The sequence below is a fragment of the Mitsuaria sp. GD03876 genome (assembly GCF_029840635.1).
Lineage (GTDB): Bacteria > Pseudomonadota > Gammaproteobacteria > Burkholderiales > Burkholderiaceae_C > Roseateles.
In genome coordinates this window covers 1-24,972 of record NZ_JAOCCU010000063.1, presented here as the reverse complement: position 1 = coordinate 24,972, position 24,972 = coordinate 1, and the positions used below count along the sequence as shown (strand labels likewise).

Annotated in this window: 29 protein-coding genes; 8 read left to right on the top strand and 21 right to left on the bottom strand. The window is 69.6% G+C overall.

Annotated elements, in window-relative coordinates:
• Nucleotides 1–241 precede the first annotated feature (241 nt).
• The 4 genes from N5D62_RS26065 to N5D62_RS26050 all read left to right on the top strand — a co-directional run bounded on the left by N5D62_RS26065 (nucleotide 242) and on the right by N5D62_RS26050 (nucleotide 3,749).
• Nucleotides 242–1,258 carry a sensor domain-containing diguanylate cyclase gene (locus tag N5D62_RS26065; RefSeq protein WP_279760950.1) on the top strand — a complete coding sequence of 339 codons (1,017 nt, stop codon included), beginning with the start codon at nucleotides 242–244 and terminating at the stop codon, nucleotides 1,256–1,258.
• Between the two features lie 167 nt (nucleotides 1,259–1,425).
• Entirely contained in the window at nucleotides 1,426–2,385 is a 960-nt protein-coding gene (locus N5D62_RS26060; RefSeq protein ID WP_279760949.1) for a DUF3369 domain-containing protein, read from the top strand.
• A gap of 34 nt (nucleotides 2,386–2,419) precedes the next feature.
• The gene (locus N5D62_RS26055) at nucleotides 2,420–3,214 is read left to right on the top strand and encodes an adenosylcobinamide-GDP ribazoletransferase (protein ID WP_279760948.1); all 795 of its coding nucleotides are present in this window, start codon (nucleotides 2,420–2,422) and stop codon (nucleotides 3,212–3,214) included.
• 1 nt (nucleotide 3,215) lies between these two features.
• Complete coding sequence (locus N5D62_RS26050; protein WP_279760947.1) at nucleotides 3,216–3,749, top strand: histidine phosphatase family protein; 534 nt, start codon at nucleotides 3,216–3,218, stop codon at nucleotides 3,747–3,749.
• A gap of 31 nt (nucleotides 3,750–3,780) precedes the next feature.
• On the opposite strand, the gene N5D62_RS26045 is transcribed toward N5D62_RS26050, so the two are convergent.
• From N5D62_RS26045 to N5D62_RS25970, 16 genes are all read right to left on the bottom strand, one after another.
• Nucleotides 3,781–4,035: a YfhL family 4Fe-4S dicluster ferredoxin gene (locus tag N5D62_RS26045; protein ID WP_279760946.1), complete on the bottom strand. Its 255-nt coding sequence runs from the start codon at nucleotides 4,033–4,035 to the stop codon at nucleotides 3,781–3,783.
• A gap of 3 nt (nucleotides 4,036–4,038) precedes the next feature.
• The gene (gene coaD / locus N5D62_RS26040; RefSeq protein ID WP_279760945.1) at nucleotides 4,039–4,548 is read right to left on the bottom strand and encodes a pantetheine-phosphate adenylyltransferase; all 510 of its coding nucleotides are present in this window, start codon (nucleotides 4,546–4,548) and stop codon (nucleotides 4,039–4,041) included.
• Nucleotides 4,549–4,557: 9 nt separating this feature from the next.
• Nucleotides 4,558–5,130: a 16S rRNA (guanine(966)-N(2))-methyltransferase RsmD gene (gene rsmD, locus N5D62_RS26035; protein ID WP_279760944.1), complete on the bottom strand. Its 573-nt coding sequence runs from the start codon at nucleotides 5,128–5,130 to the stop codon at nucleotides 4,558–4,560.
• A complete protein-coding gene (hisF, locus tag N5D62_RS26030) occupies nucleotides 5,127–5,897 on the bottom strand; it encodes an imidazole glycerol phosphate synthase subunit HisF (protein ID WP_279760943.1) in 771 nt (256 codons plus the stop codon). The genes rsmD and hisF overlap by 4 nt, the downstream gene beginning before the upstream one ends.
• A 3-nt stretch (nucleotides 5,898–5,900) precedes the next feature.
• A complete protein-coding gene (gene hisA, locus N5D62_RS26025) occupies nucleotides 5,901–6,644 on the bottom strand; it encodes a 1-(5-phosphoribosyl)-5-[(5-phosphoribosylamino)methylideneamino]imidazole-4-carboxamide isomerase (RefSeq protein ID WP_279760942.1) in 744 nt (247 codons plus the stop codon).
• Nucleotides 6,645–6,710: 66 nt separating this feature from the next.
• The gene (hisH, locus tag N5D62_RS26020) at nucleotides 6,711–7,367 is read right to left on the bottom strand and encodes an imidazole glycerol phosphate synthase subunit HisH (RefSeq protein ID WP_279760941.1); all 657 of its coding nucleotides are present in this window, start codon (nucleotides 7,365–7,367) and stop codon (nucleotides 6,711–6,713) included.
• Complete coding sequence (gene hisB, locus N5D62_RS26015; RefSeq protein WP_279760940.1) at nucleotides 7,364–7,960, bottom strand: imidazoleglycerol-phosphate dehydratase HisB; 597 nt, start codon at nucleotides 7,958–7,960, stop codon at nucleotides 7,364–7,366. Before hisB ends, hisH begins: the two co-directional genes overlap by 4 nt.
• A gap of 31 nt (nucleotides 7,961–7,991) precedes the next feature.
• Complete coding sequence (hisC, locus tag N5D62_RS26010; protein ID WP_279760939.1) at nucleotides 7,992–9,092, bottom strand: histidinol-phosphate transaminase; 1,101 nt, start codon at nucleotides 9,090–9,092, stop codon at nucleotides 7,992–7,994.
• Complete coding sequence (locus N5D62_RS26005; RefSeq protein ID WP_279760938.1) at nucleotides 9,089–9,592, bottom strand: PIN domain-containing protein; 504 nt, start codon at nucleotides 9,590–9,592, stop codon at nucleotides 9,089–9,091. Before N5D62_RS26005 ends, hisC begins: the two co-directional genes overlap by 4 nt.
• Complete coding sequence (locus N5D62_RS26000) at nucleotides 9,589–9,807, bottom strand: CopG family transcriptional regulator (protein WP_279760937.1); 219 nt, start codon at nucleotides 9,805–9,807, stop codon at nucleotides 9,589–9,591. Before N5D62_RS26000 ends, N5D62_RS26005 begins: the two co-directional genes overlap by 4 nt.
• A 102-nt stretch (nucleotides 9,808–9,909) precedes the next feature.
• Nucleotides 9,910–11,460, bottom strand: a complete 1,551-nt coding sequence (locus N5D62_RS25995) for a methyl-accepting chemotaxis protein (RefSeq protein WP_279760936.1) — start codon at nucleotides 11,458–11,460, stop codon at nucleotides 9,910–9,912.
• 213 nt (nucleotides 11,461–11,673) lie between these two features.
• Nucleotides 11,674–13,035 (bottom strand): histidinol dehydrogenase, encoded by a 1,362-nt coding sequence (gene hisD / locus N5D62_RS25990; protein ID WP_279760935.1) that lies wholly within the window; start codon nucleotides 13,033–13,035, stop codon nucleotides 11,674–11,676.
• A 20-nt stretch (nucleotides 13,036–13,055) separates the two neighbouring features.
• On the bottom strand, nucleotides 13,056–13,697 hold the full coding sequence (gene hisG / locus N5D62_RS25985) for an ATP phosphoribosyltransferase (RefSeq protein WP_279760934.1): 642 nt from the start codon (nucleotides 13,695–13,697) through the stop codon (nucleotides 13,056–13,058).
• A gap of 115 nt (nucleotides 13,698–13,812) precedes the next feature.
• Nucleotides 13,813–14,076, bottom strand: coding sequence for a BolA/IbaG family iron-sulfur metabolism protein (locus N5D62_RS25980; protein ID WP_091721214.1), 264 nt, complete (start codon nucleotides 14,074–14,076; stop codon nucleotides 13,813–13,815).
• An 86-nt stretch (nucleotides 14,077–14,162) separates the two neighbouring features.
• On the bottom strand, nucleotides 14,163–14,945 hold the full coding sequence (locus N5D62_RS25975; RefSeq protein ID WP_279760933.1) for an ABC transporter permease: 783 nt from the start codon (nucleotides 14,943–14,945) through the stop codon (nucleotides 14,163–14,165).
• Nucleotides 14,942–15,898: an ABC transporter ATP-binding protein gene (locus N5D62_RS25970; RefSeq protein ID WP_279760932.1), complete on the bottom strand. Its 957-nt coding sequence runs from the start codon at nucleotides 15,896–15,898 to the stop codon at nucleotides 14,942–14,944. Before N5D62_RS25970 ends, N5D62_RS25975 begins: the two co-directional genes overlap by 4 nt.
• A gap of 80 nt (nucleotides 15,899–15,978) precedes the next feature.
• Here N5D62_RS25970 and N5D62_RS25965 point away from each other — a divergent pair, with 80 nt between their 5' ends.
• Both N5D62_RS25965 and N5D62_RS25960 read left to right on the top strand, forming a co-directional pair.
• Complete coding sequence (locus tag N5D62_RS25965) at nucleotides 15,979–16,635, top strand: TetR/AcrR family transcriptional regulator (RefSeq protein ID WP_279760931.1); 657 nt, start codon at nucleotides 15,979–15,981, stop codon at nucleotides 16,633–16,635.
• Between the two features lie 107 nt (nucleotides 16,636–16,742).
• Nucleotides 16,743–17,069: a hypothetical protein gene (locus N5D62_RS25960; RefSeq protein WP_279760930.1), complete on the top strand. Its 327-nt coding sequence runs from the start codon at nucleotides 16,743–16,745 to the stop codon at nucleotides 17,067–17,069.
• Between the two features lie 82 nt (nucleotides 17,070–17,151).
• Here the strand turns inward: N5D62_RS25960 and N5D62_RS25955 are convergent, their stop codons facing one another.
• Nucleotides 17,152–18,606 (bottom strand): wax ester/triacylglycerol synthase family O-acyltransferase, encoded by a 1,455-nt coding sequence (locus N5D62_RS25955; protein WP_279760928.1) that lies wholly within the window; start codon nucleotides 18,604–18,606, stop codon nucleotides 17,152–17,154.
• Nucleotides 18,607–18,901: 295 nt separating this feature from the next.
• On the opposite strand from N5D62_RS25955, the gene N5D62_RS25950 reads away from it, so the two are divergent.
• Nucleotides 18,902–19,153 carry an acyl-CoA-binding protein gene (locus tag N5D62_RS25950; protein ID WP_279760927.1) on the top strand — a complete coding sequence of 84 codons (252 nt, stop codon included), beginning with the start codon at nucleotides 18,902–18,904 and terminating at the stop codon, nucleotides 19,151–19,153.
• A 3-nt stretch (nucleotides 19,154–19,156) separates the two neighbouring features.
• On the opposite strand, the gene N5D62_RS25945 is transcribed toward N5D62_RS25950, so the two are convergent.
• The 4 genes from N5D62_RS25945 to N5D62_RS25930 all read right to left on the bottom strand — a co-directional run bounded on the left by N5D62_RS25945 (nucleotide 19,157) and on the right by N5D62_RS25930 (nucleotide 23,550).
• Nucleotides 19,157–19,984: a hypothetical protein gene (locus tag N5D62_RS25945; protein WP_279760926.1), complete on the bottom strand. Its 828-nt coding sequence runs from the start codon at nucleotides 19,982–19,984 to the stop codon at nucleotides 19,157–19,159.
• 2 nt (nucleotides 19,985–19,986) lie between these two features.
• On the bottom strand, nucleotides 19,987–20,346 hold the full coding sequence (locus N5D62_RS25940; RefSeq protein ID WP_279760925.1) for a hypothetical protein: 360 nt from the start codon (nucleotides 20,344–20,346) through the stop codon (nucleotides 19,987–19,989).
• A 119-nt stretch (nucleotides 20,347–20,465) separates the two neighbouring features.
• Nucleotides 20,466–21,539, bottom strand: coding sequence for an aminopeptidase (locus tag N5D62_RS25935; protein ID WP_279760924.1), 1,074 nt, complete (start codon nucleotides 21,537–21,539; stop codon nucleotides 20,466–20,468).
• 4 nt (nucleotides 21,540–21,543) lie between these two features.
• Nucleotides 21,544–23,550 carry a molybdopterin oxidoreductase family protein gene (locus N5D62_RS25930; RefSeq protein WP_279760957.1) on the bottom strand — a complete coding sequence of 669 codons (2,007 nt, stop codon included), beginning with the start codon at nucleotides 23,548–23,550 and terminating at the stop codon, nucleotides 21,544–21,546.
• Between the two features lie 325 nt (nucleotides 23,551–23,875).
• Here N5D62_RS25930 and N5D62_RS25925 point away from each other — a divergent pair.
• Nucleotides 23,876–24,972 (top strand): ABC transporter substrate-binding protein (locus N5D62_RS25925; RefSeq protein WP_279760956.1); only part of this gene is annotated, 1,097 nt, incomplete at its 3' end.

Sequence of the window (24,972 nt, the reverse complement as noted above, 5' to 3'; positions counted from 1 at the left end):
GGCGGCGGCACATCGTTCACAAGCGCGAAACGCGGCGCGCCGATACTGGCGACGCCGATGCCAAGGGGGATTCCCCGATCCGCGCCCCCCCGCCGCGTCACCGGAAACGGGGGGTGAATCGCGGCGGCGCGAGGTCTAGACTGAGGGCTCGCCGGCAGGTGGTCCCGCGCATCGACGCACGACAGTGCGCGCGCGGAGGAGGCCGGCACGGAACAGGGAGCGGTTCTGATCGGGGCAGTCGATGCCGAGCCGGGAAGCGCTTCTCCGCATCATCGAGATCCACAGCCAGGTCGCCCAGCTCGGGCTGGACCTGGCCGGCGTGATGTCGCTCTCCGTCCACGGCACGCTCGACCTCGTCGACGCCGACGGCGCCGCCATCGAGTTGTCCGAGGGCGAGGACCTCGTCTACCGCGCCGTCGCCGGCGCCGCCGCCCAGCAGCTGGGCGTGCGCGTGCGGCGCGACAGCAGCCTCTCCGGCACCTGCCTGCGCCAGGGCATCCCGCTGATCTGCGAGGACATCGAATCCGACGGCCGCGTCGACCTCGAGGCCTGCCGCCGCGTCGGCCTGCGCTCGATGATCGTGCTGCCGCTGATCCACCAGGGCACGCCCGTGGGCGTGCTCAAGGCTTTCTCCTCGCACGCCCGCAACTTCGGCGGCGGCGACGTGGAGGTGCTGACGCTGATGTCCAAGGTGCTGGGCGCGGCGATGTACTGGGCCACCCGCTACGGCCGCGACGACCTGTTCCATCGCGCCACCCACGACGACATGACCGGCCTGGCCAATCGCTCGCTGTTCATGGACCGGCTGCGCCATGCCACCGCCGAGGTCGAGCGCGGCGATCCGCCGATCGCCGTCGTGCTGCTGGACATGGACGGCCTCAAGCACATCAACGACACGCTCGGCCACGCGGCCGGCGACGCCGCCATCATCGAGTTCAGCCGCCGCCTGGCCAGCGCCACGCGCGAGTCCGACACCGTCGCCCGCCTCGGCGGCGACGAGTTCGCGGTGCTGCTGACGCACGCGGGCTCGCCCGCGATCCTCGAATCGACGCTGGAGCGCGTCCACGCGGCGATCGAGGGCCCGTTCGCCTACATGGAACGGGTGCTGCAGCTGCGCGCCAGCATGGGCGCCTCGCGCTGCCCCGAGGACTGGCGCGACGCGACCGCGCTGATGGAATGCGCCGACATGCGCATGTACGAGGCCAAGCGCGCGCGCCACGGCCGCACCGGCCCGGTGCCGCTGGAGCCGACCTGCTGAGCCCGCGCTGACGGGCACCGTCCGGCGAGCCCGCCGGCGCGACGCGCGCGCCCGTCCCCGTGCGAAGGCCACATCCGGCGCGGAAACGACGCGCATGTCCGGATTCCCTTGTCATGGCGGCTGCTGATAATGGCCCGCACATTCAAGAGCCAGCGAGGGAGGGACCGATGACCGACATGGTGTTCGCCGACGAGCTGCCGGACCCGGGAGAGGACGCCCGGACGCGCGCGCTCGACCCGTGGGTGGTGATGATCGTCGACGACGACCCGGCCGTGCACCAGGTCACCCAGCTGGTGATGGCGGACTTCGAGTTCGCCGGGCGCAAGCTCCAGTTCCTCAACGCCTACAACGGCCCCGAAGCCCGCGACATCCTGCGCGACCGCCACGACATCGCGCTGATCCTGCTGGACGTCGTCATGGAGTCCGAGCACGCCGGGCTGGACGTGGCCCGCTTCATCCGCGAGGAACTGCGCAACACGCAGGTGCGCATCGTGCTGCGGACCGGGCAGCCCGGGCAGGCGCCCGAGGAACACGTCATCAAGACCTACGACATCAACGACTACAAGGAAAAGACCGAGCTCACCAAACGCAAGCTGATCACGGTCTTCTACTCGGCGTTGCGCTCGTACCGGGACATCGTGATCCTGTCGCAATCGCGCGCGGCGCTGCGGCGCTCCATCGACGCGATCACGCAGATCCACGACTCGAGCAACCTGCGCCACTTCGCCTCGGCGTTGCTGGAACAGGTCGGGCACATGCTCGGCTACCAGGCGCAAGGCCTCTGCGCGAGCCGCATGTACGCCGCCTCCCACGCCGAAGGCCGGCTGCAGGTGCTGGCCGCCACCTCCGAGTACCAGGGCCTGCTGGGCGAGGAAGCCGTCTCCGACCTGCCCGCCGACGTGCGCGAGGCGCTGGACCGCGGGCTGCTCACGCGCAAGAGCGTGTTCGAGGACGGGCGGTTCATCGGCTACTACCGCACCCACTCGGGCAACGAGAGCTTGCTCTACATGGTGCTGTCGGACCCGCTCGACGACGAAGGGCTGGAGATGCTCGACATCTTCTGCGCCAACGTCGCGATCGCGTACGAGGGGCTGCTGGAGCGGGATCGCGGGCGCTTGACTGCATGACTCTTATGATCGCGGCCGGTTTCCGGTCGGCCTCATGCATCAACTCCGCCTGTTCTTCATCGCCCTGCAGTTCTTCACGCGCGTGCCGGTGCCGCGATGGGTCGGCTTCGAACCCGCCTGGCTGCAGCAGTGCGCCCGGTACTTCCCGCTCGTCGGACTCGTCGTGGGCGGGTTCTCCGCCCTCGTGATGTGGGCCGCGATGCTGGTGTTCCCGGCGACCGTCGCGGTCGGCCTGGCCATGGCGGCCAGCGTCTGGCTCACCGGCGGCTTCCACGAGGACGGCCTGGCCGACAGCTGCGACGCGCTCGGCGGCGCGGTCTCGCGCGAGAAGGCCCTCGTCATCATGAAGGACTCGCGCATCGGCAGCTACGGCGCGCTGGGATTGATCCTGGTCCTCGGCCTGAAGGCGACGGTGCTGCTGGGACTCGCCGATACCGATCCGACGCTCGCGCTGCTGGCCATCGTCTGGGCGCACGTCGCGTCGCGCGCGGCGCCGGTCTGGCTGCTCCACGCCCTGCCCTATGCCGGCGACGCCGAGCACGCGAAAGCCAAGCCGCTGGCGACGCAGATCAGCGGACCCGGCCTGACGATCGCGCTCGGACTCGTCGTGCTCGCGACGATCGCCGGCGCCTGGCTGATGCCGGACGAGGTGCCGTTGATGCTCGGCGCGGTGATCGTCGCCGCCGGCCTGACCTTCTACATGCAGTCGTTGCTGGAACGCCGGCTGCAGGGCTACACCGGCGACACGCTCGGCGCGACGCAACAGGTCGTCGAACTGGGCGCGCTGCTGGCCTTCCTGGGCCTGGCACCGCTGTTCCCGTTGAACTGACATGAGCGCGGCGCCCCGCCTCAGCATCTGGCGGCACCCCCGGCCCGACGGCGCCGCCGGCCTGTGCGTCGGCGCGCGCTGCGACCTGCCGGTGGATCCGCGCCGCGCGAAGCGGCTCGCGCGCCGCATCCAGGCCCATGCGCGGCGACATCGGCTGGCCCATGAGATCTGGACCTCGCCGCTGCGGCGCTGCGCCGACGTCGGCCGGTGGCTCAGGCGATGGGGATGGCGGCACCGCATCGATCCGGCGCTCGCCGAGATCGACTTCGGCGCCTGGGACGGCCAGCCGTGGTCCGAGATCCCGAAGGCGGAGATCGACGCCTGGGTCGCGGACTTCGCGCGGTTCGCGCCCGCGGGCGGCGAGCCGCTGAACGCCTTGCTCGAGCGCGCTTCGGGTTGGTCCGAGGGCGGGCTGGTCGTCAGCCACGGGGGCTGGATGCTGGCGCGGCGATGGACGCGGGAGCATCCGCTGGAGCCGCCGCGCGCGGACCGCTGGCCGGCCCCGCCGGCCTATGGAGAACGCTGGGAGCTGTGAGGTCGGCCCCGTGGCCGAGAGGACTCGGCCCTCAGGCCGTCTGCTGCGTGAGCCGCACGTACTTCTGCATCAGCGTCTCGCGCGACTCGACGTGCTCGGGATTCACCGGGATGCAGGCCACCGGGCACAACATCGCGCATTGCGGCTCATCGAAATGGCCGACGCACTCGGTGCACTTGCCCGGGTCGATCTGGTAGTACTCCTCGCCCATCGAGATCGCCTGGTTCGGGCACTCGGGCTCGCACACATCGCAGTTGATGCATTCGTCGGTGATCATCAAGGCCATGGCTTACTGCTCCATGCGTTGCTTCGCGACACGCTCGATCAGCCGCTCGTGCACCAGCGGCGAGACGAACTTCGAGACCTCGCCGCCCAGGCTCGCGATCTCCCGGACGAAGGTCGAGGAGATGAACTGGACATGGTCCGACGGCGTCAGGAACACCGTCTCGACATCGGGCATCAGCTGCCGGTTCATGCCGGCCATCTGGAATTCGTACTCGAAGTCCGACACCGCCCGCAGCCCGCGCACGATGACCTTGCCGTTGTGCTCGAGGACGAAATCGCGCAGCAGCCCCTTGAAGGCGATGACCTCGACGTTGGGGTAATCCGCCACCACCCGGCGCGCCATGTCCAGCCGCTCCTCGACGCTGAACATCGTCTTCTTGTGGTGGCCCGCGGCCACCGCCAGCACCAGGCGCTCGAACAGCCCGCTCGCGCGGCGCACCAGATCCTCGTGGCCGAGGGTCATCGGGTCGAACGTGCCGGGATAGACGGCGGTCAGCAGGGTCTGGGAAGTCATGGGGGCGAATTATCCGCCGCGGCGCAGCAGCCGGTAATGCACCGCCCCGGCCCGCCCTTCCTTCCACACGGTCAAGCCGAGTTCCGGCGGCGCTTCCACCGGCGCGGCCGACTCCAGGTAGATCAGCCCGTTCTCCGCCAGCAGCGGCGCCGCCGCCGTCAGCGCGGCGACGAACAGGTCCTGCGCGAACGGCGGATCCAGGAACACGAGGTCGAACGAGCCCGCCGCCCCGCGCCGCATCCACGCCAGCGCATCGGCGCCCTCGATGCTCATCGGGACGGTGTTGTCCTTGTCCAGCCGCTTGAGGTTGGCCCGCAGCGCGGCGGCCAGCTTGCCGTCGCGCTCCAGCAGCACGACCTTCGCCGCGCCGCGCGACGCGGCCTCGAAGCCCAGCGCCCCGCTGCCCGCGAACGCGTCCAGCACGCGCCAGCCGCTCAGGTCCTGGCCCAGCCAGTTGAAGACGGTCTCCCGCACCCGGTCCGGCGTCGGCCGCAGACCCTCGCTGACCGGCACCGGCAGCTTCGAGCGCTTCCAGATGCCGCCGACGATGCGGACTTCGCCGCGCCCTCCCGCCCCGCTCATTGCCGGACCGGAATGCCCTGCGACGCCATCAGCGCCTTGGCCTCGCCGACGGTGTGATCGCCGTAATGGAAGATGCTCGCGGCCAGCACCGCGTCGGCGCCGCCCTTGGTGATGCCGTCGGCCAGGTCCTGCAAGGAGCCGACGCCGCCCGAGGCGATCACCGGCACGCCCACCGCGTCCGACACCGCGCGCGTCAGCGCCAGGTCGAAGCCGCTCTTCGTGCCGTCGCGGTCCATGCTGGTCAGCAGGATCTCGCCCGCGCCGAATTCGGCCATCCGGGTCGCCCACTCGACGGCGTCCATGCCGGTGTTCTTGCGGCCGCCATGGGTGTACACATCCCAGCCGGCGCTGCCGTCGGCGTTCACGCGCCGCTTGGCGTCGATGGCCACGACGATGCATTGCGCGCCGTACTTCTCCGACGCCGCGCGGATCAACTCGGGGTCCGCGACCGCGGCCGAATTGAAGCTGACCTTGTCCGCGCCCGCGTTCAGCAGCCGCCGCACGTCGGCGACCGAGCGCACGCCCCCGCCGACCGTCAGCGGGATGAAGACCTGCGACGCCACGCGCTCGATGATCGGAAGGATCAGGTCGCGGCCGTCGCTGGTGGCGGTGATGTCGAGGAAGGTCAGCTCGTCGGCGCCCTGCTCGTTGTAGCGGGCCGCGATCTCGACCGGATCGCCGGCGTCACGCAGTTCGACGAAGTTGACGCCCTTGACGACGCGACCGCCGGTCACGTCCAGGCACGGGATGATCCGCTTGGCCAGCACCGCTCAGCCCCCGTTCAGCTCGTCGGCGCGCCGCTGCGCGCCGGCGAAGTCGAGGTCGCCGGTGTAGATCGCGCGGCCGCAGATGACGCCGCCCACGCCTTCCGATTCGACCGCGCACAGCGCTTCGATGTCGGCGATGTTGGACAGCCCGCCCGAGGCGATCACCGGGATCGACAGCGCCTGCGCCAGCTTCACCGTCGCGTCGATGTTGATGCCGGTGAGCATGCCGTCGCGGCCGATGTCGGTGTAGATGACGCCCTCGATGCCGTAGTCCTCGAACTTCTTGGCCAGGTCGATGACCTCATGGCCGGTCAGCTTGCTCCAGCCGTCGGTGGCGACCTTGCCGTCCTTGGCGTCCAGGCCCACGATGATGTGGCCGCCGAAGGCCGACGCCGCGTCCTTCAGGAAGCCGGGGTTCTTCACCGCCGCGGTGCCGATGATCACGTAGGACAGGCCGTCGTCGAGGTAGCGCTCGATCGTGTCCAGGTCGCGGATGCCGCCGCCCAGCTGCACCGGGATGTCGTCGCCGACCTCGCGCAGGATCGCCTTGATCGCCGCCTCGTTGACCGGCTTGCCGGCGAAGGCGCCGTTCAGGTCCACCAGGTGCAGGCGCCGGGCCCCGGCGTCGACCCATCGGCGCGCCATCTCGGCCGGGTCTTCCCCGAAGGTCGTGGAGTCGTTCATGTCGCCTTGCTTGAGGCGGACGCACTTGCCGTCTTTCAGGTCGATCGCGGGAATCAGCAGCATGGCCGAATGGACAGGGGGTGAAGGAAGGGATGGAAGAGAAAAGGGCGCAAGACCGGCGACCGCGCCTCACGGCGTCCAGTGCAGGAAATTGCGGTACAGGGCGAGCCCGGACGCGGCACTTTTCTCGGGGTGGAATTGGGTGGCAAAAATGTTATCCCGCGCCACCGCACAGGTAAAGCGCAGGCCGTAGTCGCTCGACCCGGCGCTGTCGCGCGGGTCCGACGTCTCGGCGTAGAAGCTGTGGACGAAGTAGAACCAGCTCTCGTCCGGCACCTCGCCCCAGACGGGATGCGCCCGCGTCTGGCGCACCCGGTTCCAGCCCATCTGCGGCACCTTGAAGCGGCTGCCGTCGGGCTGCAGCTGGCCGTCCAGCCGGAAGCGCCTCACCTGGCCCGGGATCAGGCCCAGGCCCGGCGTGTCCTGCTCCTCGCTGTGGTCCAGCAGCATCTGCATGCCCACGCACACGCCCATCAGCGGCTTGTTCGCCGCCGCGTCCAGCACCGCTTCCTTCAGCCCCGACTCGGCGAGCTCGCACATGCAGTCGCGCATCGCGCCCTGGCCGGGCAGCACGACGCGCTCGGCGGCGTGGACCTCCTCGGGCCGCGAGGTGATGACGACCTTCACGCCCTGGTCCTGCGCCGCGGCCAGCACCGCCTGCGACACCGAGCGCAGGTTGCCCATGCCGTAGTCGACGACGGCGACGGTCCTCGGCACGACGCTCACAGCGTGCCCTTCGTCGACGGGATGACGCCGGCCGAGCGCGGGTCCAGCGTCATCGCCATGCGCAGCGCGCGGCCGAAGGCCTTGAACATCGTCTCGCACTGGTGGTGCGCGTTGTGGCCCTTGAGGTTGTCCACATGCAGCGACACCAGCGCGTGGTTCACGAAGCCCTGGAAGAACTCGTAGGTCAGCTGCGTGTCGAAGGCGCCGACCGAGCCGGCGGTGAACTTCACGTCCATCTCCAGGCCCGGGCGGCCCGAGAAATCGATGACGACCCGCGACAGCGCCTCGTCCAGCGGCACGTAGCTGTGGCCGTAGCGGGTCAGGCCGCGCTTGTCGCCGACCGCCTGCGCGACGGCCATGCCCAGCGTGATGCCGACGTCCTCGACGGTGTGGTGGCCGTCGATGTGCAGGTCGCCCTTGGCCTCGATGTCGAGGTCGATCAGCCCGTGCCGGGCGATCTGGTCGAGCATGTGGTCGAAGAAGCCGATGCCGGTGTTCAGCGTCGACTGGCCGGTGCCGTCCAGGTTCACGCGCACGCGGATCTGCGTTTCCTTGGTGTCGCGGCGGACTTCGGCGATGCGTTCGGAGCTCATGGGGATTCCAGCGGGGTTCGTCAGTCGTCGATCAATCGGCGGGCAGCGCGGCCAGCGACGCCTTCAGCGCCGCCAGCATCGCGCGGTTCTCGTCCGGCGTGCCCACCGTCAGGCGCAGGCAGCCGGCCAGCAGCGGGTGCATGCCGGACACGTTCTTCACCAGCACGCCGCGCGCCTTCATGTCGGCATGCACGCGCGAGGCGTCGGGCATGCGCACCAGGATCATGTTGCCTTCGCTCGGGAAGGCGCGCACCCCGGGCAGGTCCGACAGCGCCGCCTGCAGCCGCGCGCGTTCGGTGCGCAGCTCGGCGGCCTGGCGCTCGTAGACGGCGGCATGTTCCAGCGCGAACAGGCCGGCTTCCGCGTTCAGCACGCTGACGTTGTACGGCGGGCGCAGCTTGTCGACATGCTGGATCAGCTCGGCATGGCCCATCAGGTAGCCGATGCGCACGCCGGCCAGGCCGAATTTGCTCATCGTGCGCATGACCAGCACCTGCGGATGGCGCGCCATCAGGCCCATCGCGTCGCGCGCGGCGAACGGCTGGTAGGCCTCGTCCATCACGACCAGGCCCGGCGCGGCCTGGACCAGGCGCTCGATGACGCACTCGTCCCACAGGTTGGCGGTCGGGTTGTTCGGGTAGGCCAGGTAGACGATCGCGGGCCGGTGCTCGGCGATCGCCGCCAGCATCGCGGCCTCGTCGAGCTCGAAATCCGCCGTCAGCGGCACGCCGACGAAGTCCAGGTGCTGGTACCGCGACGACAGCTCGTACATCACGAAGCCCGGCACCGGTGCCAGCACCACGACCCGCTCGCCGGGCTGGCACACGGCCATCGCCAGCAGCGAGATCAGTTCGTCCGAGCCGTTGCCCAGCATCAGCGCGTGACCATCGGGCAGCTTCGCGTGCGTCGCCAGCGCCTGCGCCAGCTGCTGGGTGCGCTCGCCCGGATAGCGGTTGATCGCCACCGCGCCGAGGCGCTCGCCCAGCGCGCGCTGCAGCTCGGCCGGCAGGCGGAAGGGGTTCTCCATCGCGTCCAGCTTGATCAGGCCGGCCGCGGCATGGACCTGGTAGGCCTGCATCGCGCGGACGTCGTCGCGCAGCACGCCGAGGGCTCGATCGAGGGACGCTTTCATGGGGTGACAGCCAGGGAGGAAGGGGACATCGCGGCATCCGCGGGCGACACGCCCGCCGGCAGCGCGCGCAGCGGGTCGACGATCAGCACGCTGTCGTAGAGCTGCCCGGGCGGCAGCGACAGGCTCAGCAGGAGCTCGCAGCCCTGCGCCTTGGCCGCGGCCACGATCAGCGCGTCGGCGTACGGCAGCGAGAAGCGGCTCTCGAGCGACCAGGCCGACTCCACCGTCGCATGGTCGGTCGACCATGGCGCCCAACGCTGGTAGCGCCGCACCTCGGCGCGGGCGTCGCCATTGGGCATCGCGGGGGAAATGCGGGTCGTCACCGCGCGGTAGAACTCGTTGAGCACCTGGCTGGACGTGCGGCCCAGGCGCTGTTGCCACAGCGCGCGCAGCCACAGCATCGCCTGCGTCCGGCGCGCGGTGTCGGCGCCGTCCTCGCTGAGGATCAGCACCGAGGTGTCGACGAACACCGGGGACGTCAGCTCGACCGGGGCGCTCACAGCAGCTCCCGATCGGGATACGGTTGGCCGTCGGAGGACCAGGTGCGCTCGCGGTGCAGCCAGTCCTGCAGCGCCCGCTCATAGGCGTCGTCGTGGCGCATCTTCTCGGCGAGCAGCTCGCCGACCAGCCGCGACACGCTGGTATTGCGCCGCGCCGCCTCCAGCCTCGCCCACTCGGCGACGCTGTCTTCCATGGTGACGGTGACGTTTTTCATCAGGGCCGCAGGGTAACACGAAGTTCGTGTTCCACGAACTTCGTGTCCGATGAAGCCCCTGTTGCGATCAGGCGCGGCAGCCGCTCAAGCGGGCGGCCGAGTTCAGGCGTGCAGGCGGAACTGCGCGACCACGTGCTGCAGGCTGCCGGCCTGCTCGCGCAGCGATTCGGAGGCGGCCGAGGACTCCTCGACCAGCGCGGCGTTCTGCTGCGTGACCTCGTCCAGGCGATGCACGGCCTGGCCGACCTCGATCAGGCTGGTGCTCTGCTCCTGCGTCGCCGAGGAGATCTCCTGGATGATGTCCGTGACCCGCTGCACCGCGCCGACGATCTCGCGCATCGTCTCGCCGGCGTCGGCCACCAGGCGTGAGCCGACATCCACCCGCTCGACGCTCGCGCCGATCAGCGTCTTGATCTCCTTGGCCGCCTCGGCGCTGCGCTGCGCCAGCGAGCGCACCTCGCTCGCCACGACCGCGAAGCCGCGGCCCTGCTCGCCCGCGCGGGCGGCCTCCACCGCCGCGTTCAGCGCCAGGATGTTGGTCTGGAAGGCGATGCCGTCGATCGTGCCGATGATGTCGGCGATCTTGCGCGACGCGGCATTGATCTGCTCCATCGTGTTGACCACCTCCGACACCACCGCGCCGCCGCGGTCCGCGACCTGGCTGGCGTTGAGGGCGAGCTGGCTCGCCTGGCGCGTCGAGTCGGCGTTCAGCCGGACCGTGTCCGTCAGCGCCTGCATCGTGGCGGAGGTCTCCTCCAGGCTGGAGGCCATTTGCTCGGTGCGCGCGGACAGGTCGCTGCTGCCGGCCGCGACTTCGCTGCTGGACATCGCGATGCTCTCGGCGCTGGTGCGCACCGCCGACAGCGAGCGGTTGAGCGCGCCCTGCATCGACGCCAGCGCCTGCGCCAGCTGGCCCAGCTCGTCGCGGCGCGCGGTATCGATCTCGACGGTCAGGTTGCCCTCGGCGACGCGGCTGGCCACGGCGACCATCTCGGTCAGCGGCTTGACGGTGCTGCGGGTCAGGTACACGGCGATGCCGATGCCGGCGGCCAGCGCCGCGGCGATCAGCACGGCCATCGTCGTCAGCACCGTCTTGTAGGCGTGGCGCGATTCGTCGACGCTGGCGCCCGCGCCTTCGGTGTTGATGTCGACCAGCTTCTGCACCGCCTGGATCATGTCGGCGAAGGCCTGGCCGGACTCGCCGTTGACGGTGGCGAGGTACTCGCCCCGGTTGCCGGCCTTGCGCGCGGCGATCAGCTTGTCCTGGACCGCGATGTAGGCCGCGTACTTGTCCTTGGCGACCTTCCACTGCGCGCCCTCCTCGGGCGCCGACACCATGCCTTCGTAGTTCTTGGCCAGCGCCGGCAGGGTCTTCTCGCGCAGCGTCTTGATGCGCTCCTGTTCCTGCTCGACCTCCAGGACCACGTCCTTCAGGCACATCGCCATCTCGGCGGTGCGCAGGTGGTTGAGTTCGGCCCGCAGCGCATTGACCGCGTTGATCGACGGGATCCAGTCGCCGCCCATCTCCTCGACATTGCTTTGGATCACCTGGATGCGGGTGATGGCGACCACCCCGACCAGTACCGTGGCCAGCAGCACCGCCGCGAACCCCAACGAGATGCGTACACCGACGCGCAGATCCGAGACCTTCATCTTCGCCGTCCTGTTGTGGCTATGTCGGCGAATGCTAGAGGCTTCGCACGAAAGGGCGAACAGCGAAACAGCGGCAAATGTGGCGCTTTCTCCGCGATCCAGGGTTTGTCCTCGGACGCCGCGTGAAATGTGCGCGAACCAGCGGGCGGGCGCTCCGCCGGCGATGTCGGGAAGCGGCCACGCCGAGGATCGGCGAGCCGGCGCGCGGCTCCGTCAGCGCTTGAGCCGCAGCTCCGCCGCCCGCGCGTGCGCCTGCAGGCCTTCGCCGTAGGCCAGCGTCGCGGCGATCGGGCCGAGCAGCTGCGCGCCGGCCTCGCTGACCTCGATCAGGCTGGAGCGCTTCTGGAAGTCGTAGACGCCCAGCGGCGAGGAGAACCGCGCCGTGCCCGAGGTCGGCAGCACGTGGTTGGGCCCGGCGCAGTAGTCGCCCAGCGACTCGCTGGTGTAGGCGCCCAGGAAGATCGCGCCGGCATGGCGCAGCAGCGGCTCCCAACGGTGCGGATCGGCGCTGGAGACCTCCAGGTGTTCCGGCGCGATGCGGTTGCTGATCTCGCAGGCCTCTTCCATCGAGCGCGTCTGGATCAGCGCGCCGCGCCCCTCGAGCGAGGCCCGGATCACGTCGCGGCGCGGCATGTCGGGCAGCAGGCGCTCGATGGCCTCGCGCACCCGCGCGATGTAGGCCGCGTCCGGGCACAGCAGGATGCTCTGCGCGAGTTCGTCGTGCTCGGCCTGGCTGAACAGGTCCATCGCGACCCAGTCGGGCGGCGTCGTGCCGTCGGCCAGCACCAGGATCTCGCTCGGTCCCGCGATCATGTCGATGCCGACCTGGCCGAAGACGTGTTTCTTCGCGCTGGCCACGTAGGCGTTGCCGGGGCCGGTGATCTTGTCGACGCGCGGCACGGTCGCGGTGCCGTACGCCAGCGCCGCCACCGCCTGCGCGCCGCCGATCGTGAACGCGCGGTGCACGCCGGCGACGTAGGCCGCGGCCAGCACGAGTTCGTTGCGCTCGCCCTTGTCGGAGGCGCCGTCGCCGCTGCCGCCGGTGGCGACGCTGCCGCGCACCGGCGTGGGCACCACCATGACGATCTCGCCCACGCCGGCGACCTGGGCCGGGATGGCGTTCATCAGCACGCTGGACGGATAGGCGGCCTTGCCGCCCGGCACGTAGATGCCGACGCGGTCCAGCGGGGTGACCTTCTGGCCCAGCAGCGTGCCGTCCTCGTCGCGGTAGCTCCAGCTTTCGCCGCAGGCCTGCTTCTGGCGCTCGTGGTAACGGCGCACGCGCTCGGCGGCCTGCGTCAGCGCGTTCGCCTGCTCGGCGGGCAGCCGGTCGAAGGCCGCCTTCAGTTCGTCGCGGGTGAGCTCGAGCGCGCCCAGCGACGCGGCCCGCAGGCCGTCGAAGCGCTCGGTGTACTCGAGGACCGCCGCGTCGCCGCGGGTGCGCACGTCGGCCAGGATGTCGGCGACGCGCGACTCGATCGCGGCGTCGGTCTCGGCCGACCAGTGCAGCACGCGCTGGAACTGAGCCTCGAAGTCGGCGTCGGTGGTGATGAGGGAGCGAAGGGTCGTCGTCATGGCGGGCTCCTGGATCGACGTCATTGGGCCGGGATCGCCGAGCCGATCGCGTCGATCAGCGGCTTGAGCGCGTCGCGCTTGAGCTTGAGCGCCGCCTGGTTGACCACCAGCCGCGAGGAGATGTCCATGATCCGCTCGACCTCCACCAGCCGGTTCGCCTTGAGCGTGCTGCCGGTGGAGACCAGGTCGACGATCGCGTCGGCCAGTCCGGTCAGCGGGGCCAGCTCCATCGAGCCATACAGCTTGATCAGGTCGACGTGCACGCCCTTGTCGGCGAAGTGCTGGCGCGCGATGGCGGTGTACTTGGTGGCCACGCGCAGGCGCGAGCCCTGGCGCACGGCGTGGTCGTAGTCGAAGTCGTCGCGCACCGCGACGCTCATGCGGCACTTGGCGATGCACAGGTCCAGCGGCTGGTACAGGCCCGCGCCGCCATGCTCGATCAGCACGTCGCGGCCGGCCACGCCGAGGTCGGCGCCGCCGTACTCGACGTAGGTCGGCACGTCGGTGGCGCGCACCAGCACGACGCGCACCTCGGCCTGGTTGGTCGGGAGGATCAGCTTGCGGGAGCTGTCCGGGTCTTCCAGCACCGTGATGCCGGCCGCCGCCAGCAGCGGCAGGGTCTCTTCGAAGATGCGGCCCTTGGAAAGTGCCAGGGTGATCATGCGATGTCCTCGGTGAACGCGCGCCTCGCGACGAAGCGCTTCGGGCTGTTCAGCGGGACGGCAGCGGGTTCACCGGACGGGCCACACCGCCACCCGCCTCTCAGCCGGGTGGCTTTCAGTGATGGTGATGCGCGCTGCCTTGCTGCGCGAACTCCGCGGGGGTCAGCGTCTTCATCGACAGCGCGTGGATCTGCTCGCGCATGCGATCGCCCAGTGCCTGGTACACGCGCTGGTGGCGCTTGATCCGGCTCAGGCCCTCGAACTCGGCCGACACGATCGTCGCGAAGAAATGGCGCCCGTCGCCCTCGACCTGGAGCTCGCTGCAAGCGAGTCCCTGGGCGATGTAGCTCTGGACTTCTGCGGGGGTCGGGTCGGCCATGATGGGGCGGGATTCTACCCGGGCACCTCGAGCGCCCGGTTTCGTGCTTGGAGAGGCCGGGCTTGCGGCGCCCGGCGCGGGACGCGTCAGTGGCGGATCTTGTAGCCGCGGCGCAGCAGCTCCAGCGCGATGGCCGCGACCGCCGCGAACGCGATCGCCACCACCGCCACGCTCAGCCACGGCGAGGCGTCGCTGACGCCGAAGAAGCCGTGCCGGAAGCCGTCGATCATGTAGAAGAACGGATTCAGGTGGCTGACCGCCTGCCAGAACGGCGGCAGCGAGTGCACCGAATAGAACACGCCCGACAGGAAGGTCATCGGCATCACGATGAAGTTCTGGAAGGCGGCCATCTGGTCGAACTTCTCGGCCCACAGCCCGGCGATCAGGCCCAGCGAGCCCATCAGCGCCGCGCCCAGCGCCGCGAAGACCAGCACCCAGGCCGGGTTGGCCATGCCCGGCGGCGCGAACCACACGGTGGCCAGGAACACGCCCGCGCCGACCATCAGCCCGCGGATGACGGACGCGCCGACATAGGCCAGGAACCACGCCCAGTGCGACAGCGGCGTGACCAGCAGGAACACCAGGTTGCCGGTGATCTTGCTCTGGATCAGCGAGGAGCTGCTGTTGGCGAACGCGTTCTGCAGCACGCTCATCATCACCAGGCCCGGGATCAGGAAGCTGGTGTAGCCGACGGTGCCGTAGACCTTGACGTGGTCCTCCAGCACATGGCCGAAGACCAGCAGGTACAGCACCGCGGTCAGCACCGGCGCGCCGACGGTCTGGAAGCCGACCTTCCAGAAGCGCAGGACTTCCTTGTAGAAGAGCGGGCGGGCGCCTTCGAGGCGGATGGGGAAGTGGCTGGCGCTCATGCGCGGCCCCCTTGCATGATTTCGAGGAAGACGTCCTCGAGGTCGGCGCGGCCGATCTCCAGGTCCTCGATGGGAACGGCGGCCTCGCGCAGCGTGGCCAGGATCTGCTCGACCTCCGCCGCGTCGTGCGCGGTGATCTGGACGATGCGGCCGGTGGTGCGGGCGCGCCCGGCGAGCGCCAGCGGCAGCGCCGAGTCGGTCTTGAACTGCAGCATCGTCGACGCGGTGCCGGCGAGCAGCTCGGAGGTCCGGTTCAGCGCGACGATCCTGCCTTGCTTGAGCATCGCGATGCGGTGGCAGAGCGCCTCGGCCTCCTCCAGGTAGTGCGTCGTCAGCAGGACGGTGTGGCCTTCGCGGTTGAGCCGCGCGATGAACTGCCACAGCGTCTGGCGCAGCTCGACGTCGACGCCGGCGGTGGGCTCGTCCAGCACGATCACCGGCGGGCGGTGCACCAGCGCCTGCGCGACCAGCACCCGGCGCTTCATGCCGCCCGAGAGCTGGCGCATGTTGTTGTGGGCCTTGTCGGCCAGGCCGAGGTTGAGCAGCAGCTCGTCGATCCAGTCGTCGTTGTGGCGCACGCCGAAGTAGCCCGACTGGATGCGCAGCGTCTCGCGCACGCTGAAGAACGGGTCGAAGACCAGCTCCTGCGGCACGATGCCGAGCTTCTTGCGGGCGTTGGCGTAGTCGTCCACGACGTCGTGGCCCAGCACCGAGACCTGACCCCCGCTGGCGCGCGACAGGCCGGCGAGGATGCTGATCAGGCTGGTCTTGCCGGCGCCGTTGGGGCCGAGCAGGCCGAAGAACTCACCGGGCTGGATGTCGAAGCTGACGCCGTCCAGCGCGCGGAACTGGCCGGCGCGGTAGGTCTTGCTGACGTTGTCGAAGCGCAGGGCGGGCGGACCGCCGGCCGGCACGGGCATGGCGGCCGGCTGTTGTGGGGGGCTTGCGGGCATGGGCGGCGATTGTAGGCAGCGGCCCTGTCCCGCGCCCGCCTGGGGACATGACAGAATGCCGCCACTCTCCGCCCACGCCCATGGCCACCAAGAAGCCGCGCCGCACCGCCGAACGCATCCTCGAAGTCACGCTGGACCTCTTCAATCGCTTCGGCGAGCCGAACGTCTCCACCACGCTGATTTCCGCGGAGCTCGGCATCTCGCCCGGCAACCTGTACTACCACTACCCGGCCAAGGACGAGCTGATCAACGCGCTGTTCAACCGCTACGACAAGGCCTTGTCGGAGCTGCTCGGCGCGGTGCACAACGTGCGCAACGTGGAGGACGCCTGGCTGTTCTTCCACATGCTGTTCGAGCTGATCTGGCAGCACCGCTTCCTGTACCGCGACCTCAACGACCTGCTGTCCAAGAACCGCAAGCTCGAGACCCACTTCCAGCATGTGCTGGAGCAGAAGACGCAGGCGATGGTCGGCCTGCTGGGCGGGCTGCAGGCCAGCGGCGCGCTGACGATGCAGGTGCGCGAGGCGGTGCCCACCGCCAATGCGATGGTGGTGCTGCTGAGCTACTGGCTGAGCTACGAATACGTGCGCGATCCGCGCAACGCGCTCGAGCCCGAGCGCGCCGGCGAGGCGCTGATGCGCGGCGCCTTCCACGTGCTGGGCCTGCTGCTGCCCTACCTGGAACCGGCCTCGCGGGACCACCTGTTCCAGCTGGCCGGCAAGTACCAGCAAGCGTAGAAACCCTGGATTCGTGCGAAGCCGGACCCCCTGGTCGCGGTTGGCGGGGGAAAACGACACCCTATAAATTAGGGATATCGCATTCACCGACACCGAGGGACCGACCCATGAAGCGCATCCTGATCTCCGCCGCCGTGCTGGCCCTGGTCGCGCCGCTGGCGCAAGCCGCCACCGCCGAGAACGCCGACGCCAAGGCGCTGCGCGCCGAGTGCGCCACGCAGCACGCGGTCAAGTTCGAGCAGCCGGCCGACGCCAACGAGTACCGCTTCGTCTACAACCGCGGCGAGTACCGCGGCGAGGCCACCGGCGGCGCGTCGGTCGCCTGCGGCCAGACGCAGTACGCCGAGTACCTGGCCAGCGCCGACCCGGTCCGCGTGATGAATGCCTACCCGACCGCCGCGGGCCGCCCGCAACCGGCCAAGAAGGCGAAGTAATCCGTTCCACGGGAACGACGAACGCCGCCCTCGGGCGGCGTTTTTCATGGCGGTCGCCGCGAGTCGCGACCCTGTCCCGCCGTCAGTCCTTGGCCTCCCACGGGAGCATCAGCGCCAGCGTCAGCAACTGCTGGAACTCGGGCTCGAAGTGGGCCACGATCCGCTCCGGATCGGGACACAGGCCGGCATCGGCGATCAGGCCGAACTGCACCTGGCCGGCATAGGTCAGGATGCTGATGCCCAGGCTCATGTCGCCGGCCTGCGGCGCCCAGAACATGACGCGCTCGACGGACGCGCCGCACAGCCGCAGCGCCTGCGCCGGTCCCGGCACGTTCGTCATCAGCGCGGTCGCCTTGCGCGACAGCGTCTTGAGCATCGCGCGCTGCGCCGCCTTCTCGACCGAGCCGGACGTGGCCATCAGTCCCAGCGACAGCGCGGGCTGCAGGCTGTTCTTCACCGCCTGCGTGCGCGCATGCACCGCGTAGAGCCGCTTGACCGGATTGCCGATGCCGATGGGCAGCGGCAGCGGCACCATGCCGAAGCGGTTGCCGAGCTGCCAGGCCGTTTCCAGCGGACGCAGGTTGACCGGCACCAGCGCGCGGATCTCCTGGTCCCGGGTCTCGTCGCCGTGCTCGCGCAGGTACAGGCCGATGGCGCCGGCGACGCAGCTCAGCAGCACGTCGTTGACCGAGACGCTCATCGACTTGCCGACCGCCTTGACCGCGTCCAGCGGCAGCGGCGCGGCCCAGGCGACGCGCTTGTCGCGGCCGGCCTTGCCCTTGAGGCGGGTCTTGTCGTCGTCGGGCGCGTCGGTCAGCGCGGCGGCGTCCTGGAGCACCTGCTTGCCGAGCCGCTCGGCCGGCGACGCGCCGTTGCCGCCCTGGGCGGCGTGCTCCTGGATCTCGCGCACGGTCCAGGCGTTGATCGGCTTGACCATCGCGTCGGCGAGCCATTCGGGCTCGGCATCGTCGGCGGCCGCATGGCCGTCCTTGCCCTTGGCCTCCTTGCCCTTTGCGCCCTTGCTCCTGACGCCGCGGCCCGATGAGGGCGTCGCGCCGGACACGGCGTCCATCGCGTCCGGCGGCACGATGCCGCCGTCGGTGATCGACAGCAGCACCGCGATCAGCGCGATGCCGTCCGCGATGCAGTGATGCACCCGCGCGATCAGCGCGCTCGCGCCGTCGTAGTGCTCGATCAGGTGCAGCTGCCAGAGCGGGCGGCCCGGATCGAGCGGCTCGGCGGCCAGCTCGGCGAGCCGGTCCTGCAGCGCGCCCTCGAGCGACCGGCCCCGGCGCCGGGACAGCGACTCGGCCACGACATGGCGGGTGATGTCCAGGCCCGCGTCCTCGACCCAGTACGCGCTGTCGCCGGATTCGACGACGCGCTGGCGGAAGCGCGGGAAGCGCAGCAGCCGCTCGGCGACGCGCGCGCGCAGGTCGTCGAGCGCCACGCCGGGCTTCAGGAACAGCACGCCGTGGATGACCATCCGGTTGGCCTCGGTGTCCAGGCGCAGCCAGGCGGTGTCGACCTTGGACATCGGCTCGGCGCCACGCGGCAGCGCGCCGGACCGGACGGCCCGGGCGGACTTCCCGGCAGGCGGGGATGCGGTCGCGGCGGGAGTGGGCAATGCGGTCTCCTGGTGGGGGATGAAATTCGGACGGCGATCGGACGGCCATCGGACAGGCCAGGCGGCGCGCCGGCGAACCCCGGATGATGCGTCATCTAGAGAGGCGGCCCCAGTCCGAAGCCGAGGGCGGGATGGGTAACATCGCGGCCGCCCGTCCCATTGTCGCCAATGGGACGCCCCACTCACCGCCACGGGAGACCCCACCATGAGCCTCAAGGACCAATTCGACGCCGCCGTCGCCGACTCCAAGACCCTGCCCGAACGGCCGGACAACCAGACGCTGCTCCAGCTCTACGCGCTGTTCAAGCAGGCCACCGCCGGCGACGTCGAAGGCGACCGGCCCGGCATGACGGACTTCGTCAACCGCGCCAAGTGGGACGCCTGGAAGACCCTCGAAGGCAAGACCAACGACCAGGCGATGCAGGACTACATCGACCTGGTGGAAGGCCTGAAGTAAATCTCAAGTGCCGGCGCCCGCGCCGGACCTGCTGTGAGGCCGCCCCGCGAGGGCGGCCTTGTCGTTCTGGAGTCCGCTCGACGCGGATCGTTGATACAGCCCCTGCTGCTCCTGTACGTGCCTTCCATCTCGTGCCGGCTCGACGCCCCAACTTCCATACGATTCCATCCAGTAGATCGCCTGATGGGCAATGTCGTCGAAGCGAAGGATTTTGAAGTTCGTGCCGAGCGATACCGTGTTGGCCCACCACACCAAGCGCCGCTCCGAAAGTGCATCCATCGAGAATCGCTGAAGGCCGGCAACCAACATGAACATGGTTTCCAGCGGCTTGCGATGTCCAGCAGCAAGGCTTGCAATCTTCTGGCTCAACATCTCGTGGTAGCCCACGAAATGCCAGTCCATCAGTTGGCTGAAGCCATCCAGGAAATCGTGCCCCCAGTAGTGAAGCGTTCGATCGCTCGCCTCGAACAGGGAGTTGGGCAACGCGCCTTGGCACTCCACCAGCAACAGATAGGGTGCTACATCCGGGGACGGGGGAATCTCGAGCAGCGCGAAGTCGGCGCGCATGTCGCAGAGATTGAATTCCCTGGCGACAAACTGCGGCCTCGGTCGCCCGGCAGCATGGGCGAGCAGAGCGATTCTGGCCGTCGACGCCCCGAACCATTCGAGCAGCGTCCGCTCACGCAGACCCCCGTCGCCAATCGCCTTCAACAACTCAGCAAGATCCCGCCCCGCCTGGATGACTTGCTCAGGCGCATGAGCACAGGGATGAAACTGATTGCCGCGCAAGAGACCTGGCATCTCTGGCGGCCGAATGCCGCGTTTCGCCATGATCAGTTTGCTTTCCAGTCGGGCAGTTGACTGAGCAACCCTTCGATCGAGATTCGATCGGGATCCCGGCGTACCACCATGTAGTGGAAGTCGAACCTGGCACCGAGCCGGCACATCTCGAAGCCGTTCGCCGTCGGCCAGAACGTCAGTTCCTGGGCTTCCAACGCCGCGTAGAGCGCGCGCTGCCGTCGATGCGGCCACCACTCCAGCGTCCAAGACGCGATCTTGGTGACATGAACCCGGCAACCTTTCTTCGGAAGCGCGAGCCCATGCAAGCAAGCGTCGACGACCTTGAGATTGCCACCCCGCTCTCGCGCCGGCCCGGGACGCGAGGATTGAGAACTCCGATGCAGTGTGATCACCAGCCGCTCCTATGAGAAGTGAGAAGCCAATCACTCTAGAAGCGCCCCGCGTCTCAAGTCAGCCGCCCGGCATGACATTTCTCAAGTGCTTCCCGATTTCCCACCTCGGCGGGACGGCGTCATCTCCGCGTCAGTTCCGCGCGCCGCTCGTCCTTGGGCAAGCCCGCCAGGCGCTTCACCTCGGCGTAGAAGCGCTCCCAGTCGCCACCCTGCCGCTCGAACAGCCGGATGAAGTCCGGCACCAGGTCCGTGTAGCTGCCCTGGATCGCCAGCGCCGGCGTGTTCAAGCCCCCCACCCAACGGTCGAAGCGCGTGTCGCCCGCCCACTGGTCGCGCTTCATCGCCTCGTAGTCCGCGCGCAGCTTCGCGAAGGCCGCCGCCTTGCCCGCCCGTTTCTCGTCGTCGCTGGCCGTGCTGCGGAACACCTCCCGCAACTGCTCCCGCGTCCCCTTCAGCAGTTCCTGGATCTGGTCCTGCCGCCGGCGCGATTCCTCGTCCTCGCGCAGCGCCTGCGGACGGTCCTTCAACCACCTCGCCACGCCGATCTGCTCGACCGCCGTCGCGAAGCTCTCGTTGAACGTCGTGTCGTCGCCGGCATACGCGACCTGGTGCGCCAGCTCGTGGAAGATCATCCGCGCCAGTTGCCCCTCGGGGTAGCGGATGAAGGTGTTGAGCAGCGGATCGCCGCCGATCCAGTTGCTCCAGCCCAGCGACGAATACGCCGGCACGCCGTACACGTAGGGCTCCAGGCCCTCCTTGCGCAGCGACTGCGCCTCCTCGCGCGCCGCGTCCGGCGAGAAGTAGCCGCGGTACCCGGCGCAGCCCATGATCGGGTAGCACCAGGTGGTGAGCTGCAGGCTCAGTTCCGGTGTCGCCACCACGTTCCACACCGCCGCGCCGCGCTTCAGGTCCGCGTAGCGGCGATAGCTGTCGTTCTGCGGCAGCTTCAGCTCGGTCGACGCGTAGTCGCGCAGCGCCTTGGACAGCTCGAGCTGCGCGCGCACCTCGGGATCGAGGTCGGTCCGGGCCAGCCACTCGTCGACCGGTTTGGCCGAGCGCACCAGCGACAGGTGCCCCGACAGCGACTGCCCGTAGTACGACAGCTGCGCGCAGCCGCCCAGCAGCAACAACGGCGCGACGAGCAGCGCCAGCAACAGCCGCCGGATCGGCCGGCCCGGTGCGGTCGCCGTCATGCGCTCACGCCGCGGCCACCTCGACCAGGCAGTCGTAAAAGCACGGCGCGCGGCCCAGGTCGGTCAGCTGCTGGTGCGTGACCTCGTTGACGTTGCGGCCGTCGGCGCCCAGCTTGCGCCACCAGATGCCCAGCCCGTGCACCACGCCCTCGCGGGCCCGCGCGCTGACGTCGAGCCGGCACACGTAGCTGCCGCGGTCGTTGAACACCCGCACCGGCTGCCCGTCGGCCAGGCCGCGCGACGCGGCGTCGCCGGCGCTCATCTCCAGCACCTGCTCGCCCTCGATGTCGCGCAGGCTCTTCACGTTCACGAAGGTGCTGTTCAAGTGGTTGCGCGCCGGCGGCGAGATCATCGCCAGCGGGTACCGCGACGCCAGCGCCGGCGCGCTCGCGCGGCTCTCGTAGTTGGGCACGTAGTCCGCGCCGCGCGCGTCGGCCTTGCCGCTGGCCGACGGGAAGCCGCCTTCCGCGAAGGGCGCCTCCGCCAGCGGCAGCTTGAACCAGCCGCGCTCGCGCAGTTCGCCGAGGTCCACGTCGTCGCGCAGGGCCTGCTTCAGCAGCGCCTCGTCGTTGTCGCGGAACGCCGGCTCGTCGAAGCCCATCGCCGCCGCCAGGTCGCGGAACACCTGCGTGTTGGGCCGCGCCTGGCCCAGCGGCGCGATCGCCGGCTCGTTGACCAGCACGTCGGTGTGGCCGTAGCTGGTGTGGATGTCCAGGTGCTCCAGCTGCGTCGTCGCCGGCAGCACGTAGTCGGCCAGGTCGGCGGTGTCGGTCATGAAGTGCTCCAGCACCACCGTCAGCAGGTCCTCGCGCTGGAAACCGGCCACCACCTTCGGCGACTCCGGCGCCACCGCCACCGGGTTGCTGTTGTAGACGATCACCGCCTCGACCTTCGGGCCGAACGCGGGCGAGGCCTCGCGCAGCAGGTCGTCGCCGATGGTGCTCATGTTGATCGTGCGCGAGGGCCGGCCGGCGCGCAGGTCCGGGCGCTCCAGCGCCGGGTTCTTGAACGGCGCGAACCAGCCCGAGCTCGACAGCAGCATGCCGCCCGCGCGATGCCGCCAGGCGCCGGTCAGGCAGGGCAGCAGCGCGATCAGCCGCACCGCGTTGCCCCCGCCGCGCACGCGCTGCATGCCGTAGTTCAGCCGGATCGCCGCCGGCGACGCGGTCGCGTAGTCGCGCGCCAGGCCGCGGACCTCGTCCGCCGTCAGCCCGCATTCGGCCGCGGTGCGCTCGGGCGTCCAGTCCGACGCCTTGGCGCGCAACTCGTCCCAGCCCTCGACATGGCGGGCGATGTAGTCGTGGTCCAGCCAGTCGTGGGCGATCAGCTCATGCATCAGCCCCAGCGCCAGCGCGCCGTCGGTGCCCGGCAGCAGCGCCAGGTGCTGGTGGCACTTGTCGGCCGTCTCGGTCTTGCGCGGGTCGATGCAGACGAGCTTCGCCCCGTTGCGCTTGGCCTGGTTGGCGAAGGTCCAGAAATGCAGGTTGGAGGCGATCGAGTTGCTGCCCCAGATCAGGATCAGCTTCGATTCGGCGAAGTACGGCAGGTGCATGCCGACCTTGTGGCCGTAGGTCGCCGCCAGGCCCGCGCCGCCGGCGGACGCGCAGATCGTGCGGTCCAGGCAGCTCGCGCCCAGCCGGTTGAAGAAGCGACCCGCCATCGCCTCGCCCTGCAGCATGCCCATCGTGCCGGCATAGCTGTACGGCAGGATCGCCTGCGGATCGCGCGCCGCGATGGCCTTCAGCCGGCCGGCGATCTCGGCGATCGCCTGGTCCCAGGACACGGGCTCGAAGCGCGGCGCCTCGTGCTTGGCGCTGACCCGCTTGAGCGGCTGCAGCACCCGCTCGGCGTGGTAGGTCCGCTCCGGATAACGCGACACCTTCGTGCACAGCGCGCCATGGGTGCTCGGATGCTCGGGTTGTCCCTGCACCTTCACCACCTTGCCGTCCTCGACGGTGATGCGCAGCGCGCAGGTGTCCGGGCAGTCGTGCGGGCAGGCGCCCTTGACGATCCGGGAGGGGCTTTCCGTGCGCGATGCGGGCGTCTGGGCGAGGGCCGGATCGTCGTGATCGAGGGCCTGTGGCGAGAGGTTCACGGTCGGTTCTCAAGGGGCGGACAACAGGCGTCAACTATTGCACAGGCGCCACACCCTTGCGTTTTCTTACCGAACCTGGCGACAACGCTGGACGAATGAAACGCTAAGCTCGCGCGCTGGGGGGCCGAAATAGGTCGTGTCGAGCCTCCTGGCGCCTGCCGACGCGGTGCGCCACAACATCAATCGCACCCCCTGGGAGCCTCCTTTGGACCGCCGCCAACTCCTCGCCTCCGCCAGCGCCCTGGGCGCGCTCGCCACCCTTCCGATCCCGACGGCCGTTCGCGCGCAAGGCAAGCGCCTGGTGCTGGGCCAGTCGGTGCCGCTGACCGGCCCCGCCGCGCAGCTCGGCATCCAGATGCAGGCCGGCGCCAAGCTGTTCTTCGACGCCCAGAACGCCGCCGGCGGCATCAACGGCACCACCATCGAGCTGCGCACGCTGGACGACGGCTACGAGCCCGACCGCTGCAAGGCCAACACCGAGAAGCTGATCAACGACGACGTCTTCGCGCTGTTCGGCTACGTCGGCACCCCGACCTCGCTGGCCGCGCTGCCGCTGGTCAACCAGAACAAGATCCCCTTCGTCGCGCCCTTCACCGGCGCCGAGGCGCTGCGCGACCCGTTCAGCCCCTGGGTCTACCACGTGCGCGCCTCGTATTACGACGAGACCGCGCTGATCGTGAAGCAGCTGACCCAGCTCGGGCTGATGCGCATCTCGGTCTTCCACCAGAACGACGCCTACGGCAAGGCCGGCCTGGACGGCGTGCTGCGCGCGATGAAGCCGCTGGCGATCCAGCCGCAGGCCACCTCGACCGTCGAGCGCAACACCGTCGACGTCGCCAAGGCCGTCAAGGACCTGGTCCAGACCGGCGCGCCGCCGGAGGCCATCGTCATGATCAGCGCCTACAAGAGCTGCGCCGCCTTCATCCGCGCCGCGCGCAAGGCCGGCTACGGCGGCGTGTTCTACAACGTGTCGTTCGTGGGCACGCAGTCGCTGCTGGACGAGCTTGGCAAGGACGCGATGGGCGTGGTCGTCAGCCAGGTCATGCCCTACCCGTTCGGCACCCAGGTCGGCGTGGTCCACGAATACCAGCAGGCCGCCACCAAGGCCGGCCAGAAGTTCAACTACACCGCCATCGAGGGCTACATCGGCGCCAAGGTCATCAGCGAAGGCCTGCGCCGCATGGCCCGCCCGACCCGCGAGGGGCTGTGCGCGGCGCTGGACACGCTGACCAACTACAACGTCGGCGGCTTCAACGTGAACTTCCGCGCCAACAAGCATGTGGGCTCGAGCTTCGTCGAGATGACGATGCTGACCAACGACGGCCGCGTGAAGCGCTG